This window comes from Leisingera sp. (genome assembly GCF_034669605.1).
In the GTDB taxonomy this organism is placed as follows: Bacteria; Pseudomonadota; Alphaproteobacteria; order Rhodobacterales; family Rhodobacteraceae; genus Leisingera.
On record NZ_JAXMOX010000270.1, the window covers coordinates 1 to 5043 of the forward strand.

8 protein-coding genes are annotated in these 5043 nt (G+C 60.1%); 7 read left to right on the forward strand and 1 reads right to left on the reverse strand.

Going from position 1 to position 5043, the window contains the following annotated elements; genetic code table 11:
- Positions 1–364 (reverse strand): hypothetical protein (locus tag VOI29_RS22395; RefSeq protein ID WP_323783825.1); only part of this gene is annotated, 364 nt, incomplete at its 3' end.
- Positions 365–596: 232 nt separating this feature from the next.
- On the opposite strand from VOI29_RS22395, the gene VOI29_RS22400 reads away from it, so the two are divergent.
- From VOI29_RS22400 to VOI29_RS22430, 7 genes are all read left to right on the forward strand, one after another.
- Positions 597–1010 carry a hypothetical protein gene (locus VOI29_RS22400; protein WP_323783827.1) on the forward strand — a complete coding sequence of 138 codons (414 nt, stop codon included), beginning with the start codon at positions 597–599 and terminating at the stop codon, positions 1008–1010.
- A complete protein-coding gene (locus VOI29_RS22405) occupies positions 1010–1681 on the forward strand; it encodes a hypothetical protein (RefSeq protein ID WP_323783829.1) in 672 nt (223 codons plus the stop codon). Before VOI29_RS22400 ends, VOI29_RS22405 begins: the two co-directional genes overlap by 1 nt.
- Positions 1682–1706: 25 nt before the next feature.
- Complete coding sequence (locus VOI29_RS22410; protein ID WP_323783831.1) at positions 1707–2057, forward strand: helix-turn-helix domain-containing protein; 351 nt, start codon at positions 1707–1709, stop codon at positions 2055–2057.
- Between the two features lie 59 nt (positions 2058–2116).
- On the forward strand, positions 2117–2836 hold the full coding sequence (locus tag VOI29_RS22415; RefSeq protein ID WP_323783833.1) for a hypothetical protein: 720 nt from the start codon (positions 2117–2119) through the stop codon (positions 2834–2836).
- 141 nt (positions 2837–2977) lie between these two features.
- Positions 2978–3592 (forward strand): hypothetical protein, encoded by a 615-nt coding sequence (locus VOI29_RS22420; RefSeq protein ID WP_323783835.1) that lies wholly within the window; start codon positions 2978–2980, stop codon positions 3590–3592.
- Between the two features lie 41 nt (positions 3593–3633).
- Positions 3634–4560, forward strand: a complete 927-nt coding sequence (locus VOI29_RS22425) for a hypothetical protein (RefSeq protein WP_323783837.1) — start codon at positions 3634–3636, stop codon at positions 4558–4560.
- 103 nt (positions 4561–4663) lie between these two features.
- A complete protein-coding gene (locus tag VOI29_RS22430; protein ID WP_323783839.1) occupies positions 4664–5026 on the forward strand; it encodes an HNH endonuclease signature motif containing protein in 363 nt (120 codons plus the stop codon).
- Positions 5027–5043 lie beyond the last annotated feature (17 nt).

Genomic DNA, 5043 nt, shown 5'->3' on the forward strand with positions numbered 1-5043 from the left:
GATTTCGATCAGTCAGGAAGTTGGCAAGTATAGCCTGGTTGCGATCTGTGATGTGGTTGCGCAAGCAATCGTACTGATGCAGCCAGTGAAGACCTACTGCAGATTTGCCGCTGCACTCCTTAACCTCGGCGGTTTCGCTGGGCGTGAACGTGCCATCAGATTTCTTTGCAAGATCGCTGTACGCAAGGCATGCGGCTTTTTCGACTGCGATGCAGTCGTTGATCGCCGTGAAGGCGGAGCTGCCGGGGTGCAGCGCGCGGCAGATCTCAAAGGCGGCAATGTCATTGCAAAGGAAGTTGGCGCGTGCTGCCGCAGGGAGCAACATGGCAATGGCGGTGGCGCAGCCTGCAAGTCGGAAAAACATCAAAGAATCCCTTTCGTTGTGTGTTGGTCTACCGCGGAAGGTGTGGGCAATCGGGATGGCAAACAAGCCCCGGTTGTCTGCGAAAATGCAGCAGGCGGCGGATTTGAGAGAGCCGCTTTTCACGCCGACCGGGGGCAGGCGCGCCTGCAGGCAGCCCCCGATTGCCTCCCTGTTGAACTTGGGCGCGCGGCTCGATTGACGCCGCGCGCCCCTTTTTCCGTGGGGGTGGTTGATGCTTGATTTTGGTGGCCCGCTGAACTGGGAGCGCCTGCGCAGGCAGTCCGTTAAGTCGGTGTTGCTGCATGAGGGTGTCTTGCTGGCTGATGTTGCAGATAGCGCCGCTGGAAAGCTCGCCTGCCTGGCAACGCCCTATGCGGGATTTGACGGCGGGCCGGTGCTGGCTGCGGATGTGGCGATTGCCTGGATGGGCATGCTGGCGCGCGCTGGTATTCTTCCGCTGTCTCCGGCGTTCATGGCCTCGGAGGCCGAGCTTGCTGTTGAGCGGCCAGAAGGTCCGGTGCGGTGCGCCGATCTGGTGATTGTGCCAGTGATGCCCGGCTGGCAGCGTTCTGCCGGGGTGTGGCTGGCTGCCTTTCTTGCGCTGGAAATGAACAAGCCGGTTTACGTGCTGGACGGGGGTGTCTGATGGGTCAGAACCATTCCAGCGCCGTCATGCAGCAGCGGAGCGAGCCGCACCACAGCCTTGATGACTTCCCGACCCCGCCTTGGGCTACGCGGGCGCTGTGGCAGTTTCTCGTGTCTCAGGGTCTCACTGCTGGCGGTGTCGCACGCGAGCCTGCGGCGAACCGCGGCCACATGGTGCGCGTCCTGGCTGAAATCTTTGATCATGTTGATGCCGCAGACGTTCACGATTACGGCGCAGGGTTCCCGGTGCGGGATTACCTGTTCGGACCTGATCCGGCGGCGGTCGACTGGACGATTTCAAACCCGCCTTTCAAATTGGCTGAACAGTTCATTGCACGGGCTTTGCGCACAAGTCGCGATGGCTGCGCCTTCCTGGTGCGCAGTGCCTTTCTGGAAGGCCAGAAGCGGTATGAGGATCTGTTCTCCCAATGCCCGCCTGCGTTTGTTTTGCAGTTCGCTGAGCGGGTTGTGATGCACAAGGGGCGGCTGGCCCCAAAAGGCAGCACCGCCACAGCCTATTGCTGGGTGGTGTTCTTGGCAGACCATCGCTCCGGCGTGACTGAATTTCATTGGGTGCCGCCGTGCCGCGCGAAATTGGAGCGTGACGGGGATTACCCTGATGGCGGGCTGGGGCTTGCAGAGGTTGATGAGGGAGTGCTGGCTGATGACTGAGTGCTTGCCATCGCCTCGACGCCCCATGCGGTCCAAAGAGATCCTTGAAGTGGTCTGTGAGTATTACGGCCTCGGCCAAAGTGAGCTGATAAGCCCGGATAAAACCCGCCGGGTGTCCTGGCCGCGTCAGATGGCCATGGCGCTTATGCGTCGGCGCACAAATCTAAGCACCCCGCAGATGGCGGAAGCGTTGGGGCTGCAGTGCCACACATCAGTGGTCTATGGGCTTAAGGCGGTGAAAGCGCGCTGTAAGCGGTTCCCGCACTTCCGAGCAGATTTTGATGAGATGAACCGGCGTTTGACCGGTGCAGATTTTGTTCGTCACGAACACGCGCACGGGCGCCCGTTTTCGACGGCGCGCGTTGGCCGCGGCTGACAGGAATTCATGGCCTGCTGCAGGGCGGGCATAAGGTAAAAAAATGTGAGGTCGGACGAATGCAGGATCACGTTGACCGGTATGACAACTACCCGGAGCCGCCAATTGAGGCTGAGGTTTCATTGGGCGGATTTGATCGGATTGATATGCCGATTGATTGGCTGGTTGAGGAATGGGCGGTTGGCTTGTCCTCGGCTGGCCTTGGCGCGGTGTTCCGCCTCTATGCTGTCAGTCTGCGTCAGTCTCCCGCTGGGTCGCTGCCAGGAACGGTCCATGCGATCGAGCAGCTCATCCCTCGCAGTGTTGGTGATGCGGAGCTGAAGGAAGCTCTTGAGTTGTGGCCTATGCATTCGGACGGGCGGCGATACTGGGCGCGCATTGTGCCGTTGGTGGAAGATGCTTGGGGCCGAAAGAAGGGCAAAAAAACCAAGGACGCATTGCGCAAAAGGCGCGAGCGCCTGGCTAAGAAGCTGATGGAATGCGGCGTGACTGAAAACGGCGCCAAGTTCCACGAGCTGCAGGATATGGTTTTTGATGAGCTACAGGATGGCGCGCAGCTCACCACAAAGAACGTGATGGAGGCGGCCACCCGCGCCGGTGTTATCGGAAATGTCCGTCCTGTCCGGTTGGACGCAATTGGACAGTCGCCGGACAGTCCGAAGCTGTCCGACGGACAGTCACAGGACAGTCACAGGACAGTTGGTGGACAGAGTTTGGACAGTCCGCATGTGTCCTCAAGCCCCCATCACACAAGATATGGTGATGGGGCGGCCAGATGACATTTTTTTTGACCAAAAACTGTCACGCTTTTTTCCGCGGTGAACAGACCAGATCAGATCAGAACCCCCTTACCCCCAGTGACAGTTGGACAGTCAAGACGGCAGCCGGTGATGGGCATAGAATGAGGAGCCATGAAGCTGATGTGCAGTGACCAGAGCGAGAGCAAGCGCGCCCGTGTGAGGCGGCTGGTAATTGAGCCTCTGCAGGATCTCGGGTTTCGGTTCCCGAAGGGCACGCCAGAGGACAAGCAGCGCGCGCTGTTGGATCGGCTGGCCGACTCCATCACCTATATGAGTGACAAGGGGCTGGTTGCGTTGCGGCAGTCCTTGCAGACCAAGGGCGAAGGTTCAGCGAAATGCTTCTGGCCTTGCCGGGCGACGGTGATGGGCTGGGCGGAGGCTTTGGAATACCGCCCGCTTGATGAGCTGCCCGAGCTGCTGGGGTGGTTCCGTTCCCGTGCTGGGGCTGAAGCAATGCGGGACGGGGTGCTGTTGGCGGAATACCTGTTCTGGCGGGAAAACAAGCGCCCCCCGGCAAAGGGTGCTGAGAAAGATCGGGTGCGGCGGCGGGCTGCCGAATTCAACAGCGAATTTCAAAAGATCATGGAGCGGCGTGCGCGTGGGTTTCCCGATATCCACGATCAGGGAGACTTTGTCCGCTGGTACGAGCGCACGCTGAAAAAGTGCGAGGTGTGGGTGATGGAAGGCAAGGCGGCCCGTAAAGAGGCTGGATCTAAAGAAGGGATGCGGGCGTGAGTGAGTGTGTGGCAGTGGTGGCCGCAGATGGTGCGGCAGTCATGACGCCGATTGAGGAACACCTGGCAGCGCGCGAACAGCGCGCGTTGGAAGAGGCGGCGCGGATTGATGCAGTGAAGGCCTGCGGGATTGTGCCGGCGGTCTGCGGGGAGGAGATACCGGAGGCCCCGGCGCGCGGTACATTCAGGGTGTTTGATCCTTATCAGTTCTATCCGGACGGCGAAGGGTATGCTGTCAAGTCGGCTGGGTATCGCGGGCGCAAGGCCATGCAGATTTCCGATGCTTTCGACACTATGGAAGCGCAGGCGCGCAAGGTGCTGTTCACTGCTGAACAGAAGGAGGTCGGGCGCGCCTATAGTGCGCTCTACGAGAAATTGGAATGTGCTGGTGTCCGCTGCACCTCGATCGAGGTTCTGAGCCAGCAGCAGGGTGGCGGCGGTGGCGAGTACATTGACGCACTGTTGCGGGATCGTGAGAGGCTGGAGCATTGGCATCGGCGTATCGGTGGCAGGGCCGCTCTGGAAGTGCGCCGCATCCGGCCGTCAGAGCGCAACAAGCGCGGACTGATTAGTGACCGCCGCCTTGTGTATCTGGTTTGTGTTGGCGGGCTGACGTTCTCGCAGGTCTTGAAAGCTTGCGGGTGGGTGGCTCCGGGGAAGCGGGCACAGGGGAAGCACATCAAGGCGCTGCAGGAAGCTCTGCGTTCAGCGCTGGATAGGATGACAGGTCGATTTACCAGAAGGAGAGGTGTTGTGAAGAAAGACAGCAAGGAAATTCTCACGCGAGGTCACCAGTTCATGGCGGCGGACTGGATGTTTGAGCAGGCCGATAAGCACCAGAGGTTTGCGGAAAGTGTTGCAAAGATTGGTGGAAATGAAGCTTTGTCGGAGACTGAGGGAAGCCTTGCTCGCTCGCTTCGGGTGGCAGCGCGGCACATGAAGGCGTGCGCTGATAACCCGGATGGGTAGAAAGGGTATTGACGCTTAGTACGACCGTATGGCAATGAATATGCATCATCACGAAATGCGCCCGCAGGAAACTGCCGGGCGCTTTTGCTTTGGGGGTTCGCTTGTGTCTGCCCGCAGTGAGTACCATCACCTCTACAATCTCTCAGCCTGGCGGCGGCAGTTGCGGCCGCAGCATCTTGAGCGGGAACCGCTGTGCCGGGCGTGTCTGCGACGCGGTATCGTCAATGACGGCACGTTGACCTCGGCGGGCGATGAGCAGGCCAATCCGCGGCGGCGCTTCCTGGTGGTGGACCACCTTGTGCCGCACCGCGGTGACAAGGCGCTGTTTCTGGATCCGGACAACCTGCAGACGCTGTGCCCGGATGATCACGATCAGAACAAGCAGCGGCTGGAGACACGGGGCTATTCAGAAGAGCGCGGCGAGGATGGCTGGCCGCTCGACCCGATGCACCCGGCCAACGAGTAGGAGCGCCGCCTTCCGAA

Bases quoted from the DNA above. Each gene is read 5' to 3' on its own strand.
- VOI29_RS22425 (WP_323783837.1), top strand. From the start codon at position 3,634: ATGACGCCGATTGAGGAACACCTGGCAGCGCGCGAACAGCGCGCGTTG.
- VOI29_RS22410 (WP_323783831.1), top strand. From the start codon at position 1,707: ATGCGGTCCAAAGAGATCCTTGAAGTGGTCTGTGAGTATTACGGCCTC.
- VOI29_RS22400 (WP_323783827.1), top strand. From the start codon at position 597: ATGCTTGATTTTGGTGGCCCGCTGAACTGGGAGCGCCTGCGCAGGCAG.
- VOI29_RS22420 (WP_323783835.1), top strand. From the start codon at position 2,978: ATGTGCAGTGACCAGAGCGAGAGCAAGCGCGCCCGTGTGAGGCGGCTG.
- VOI29_RS22405 (WP_323783829.1), top strand. From the start codon at position 1,010: ATGGGTCAGAACCATTCCAGCGCCGTCATGCAGCAGCGGAGCGAGCCG.
- VOI29_RS22415 (WP_323783833.1), top strand. From the start codon at position 2,117: ATGCAGGATCACGTTGACCGGTATGACAACTACCCGGAGCCGCCAATT.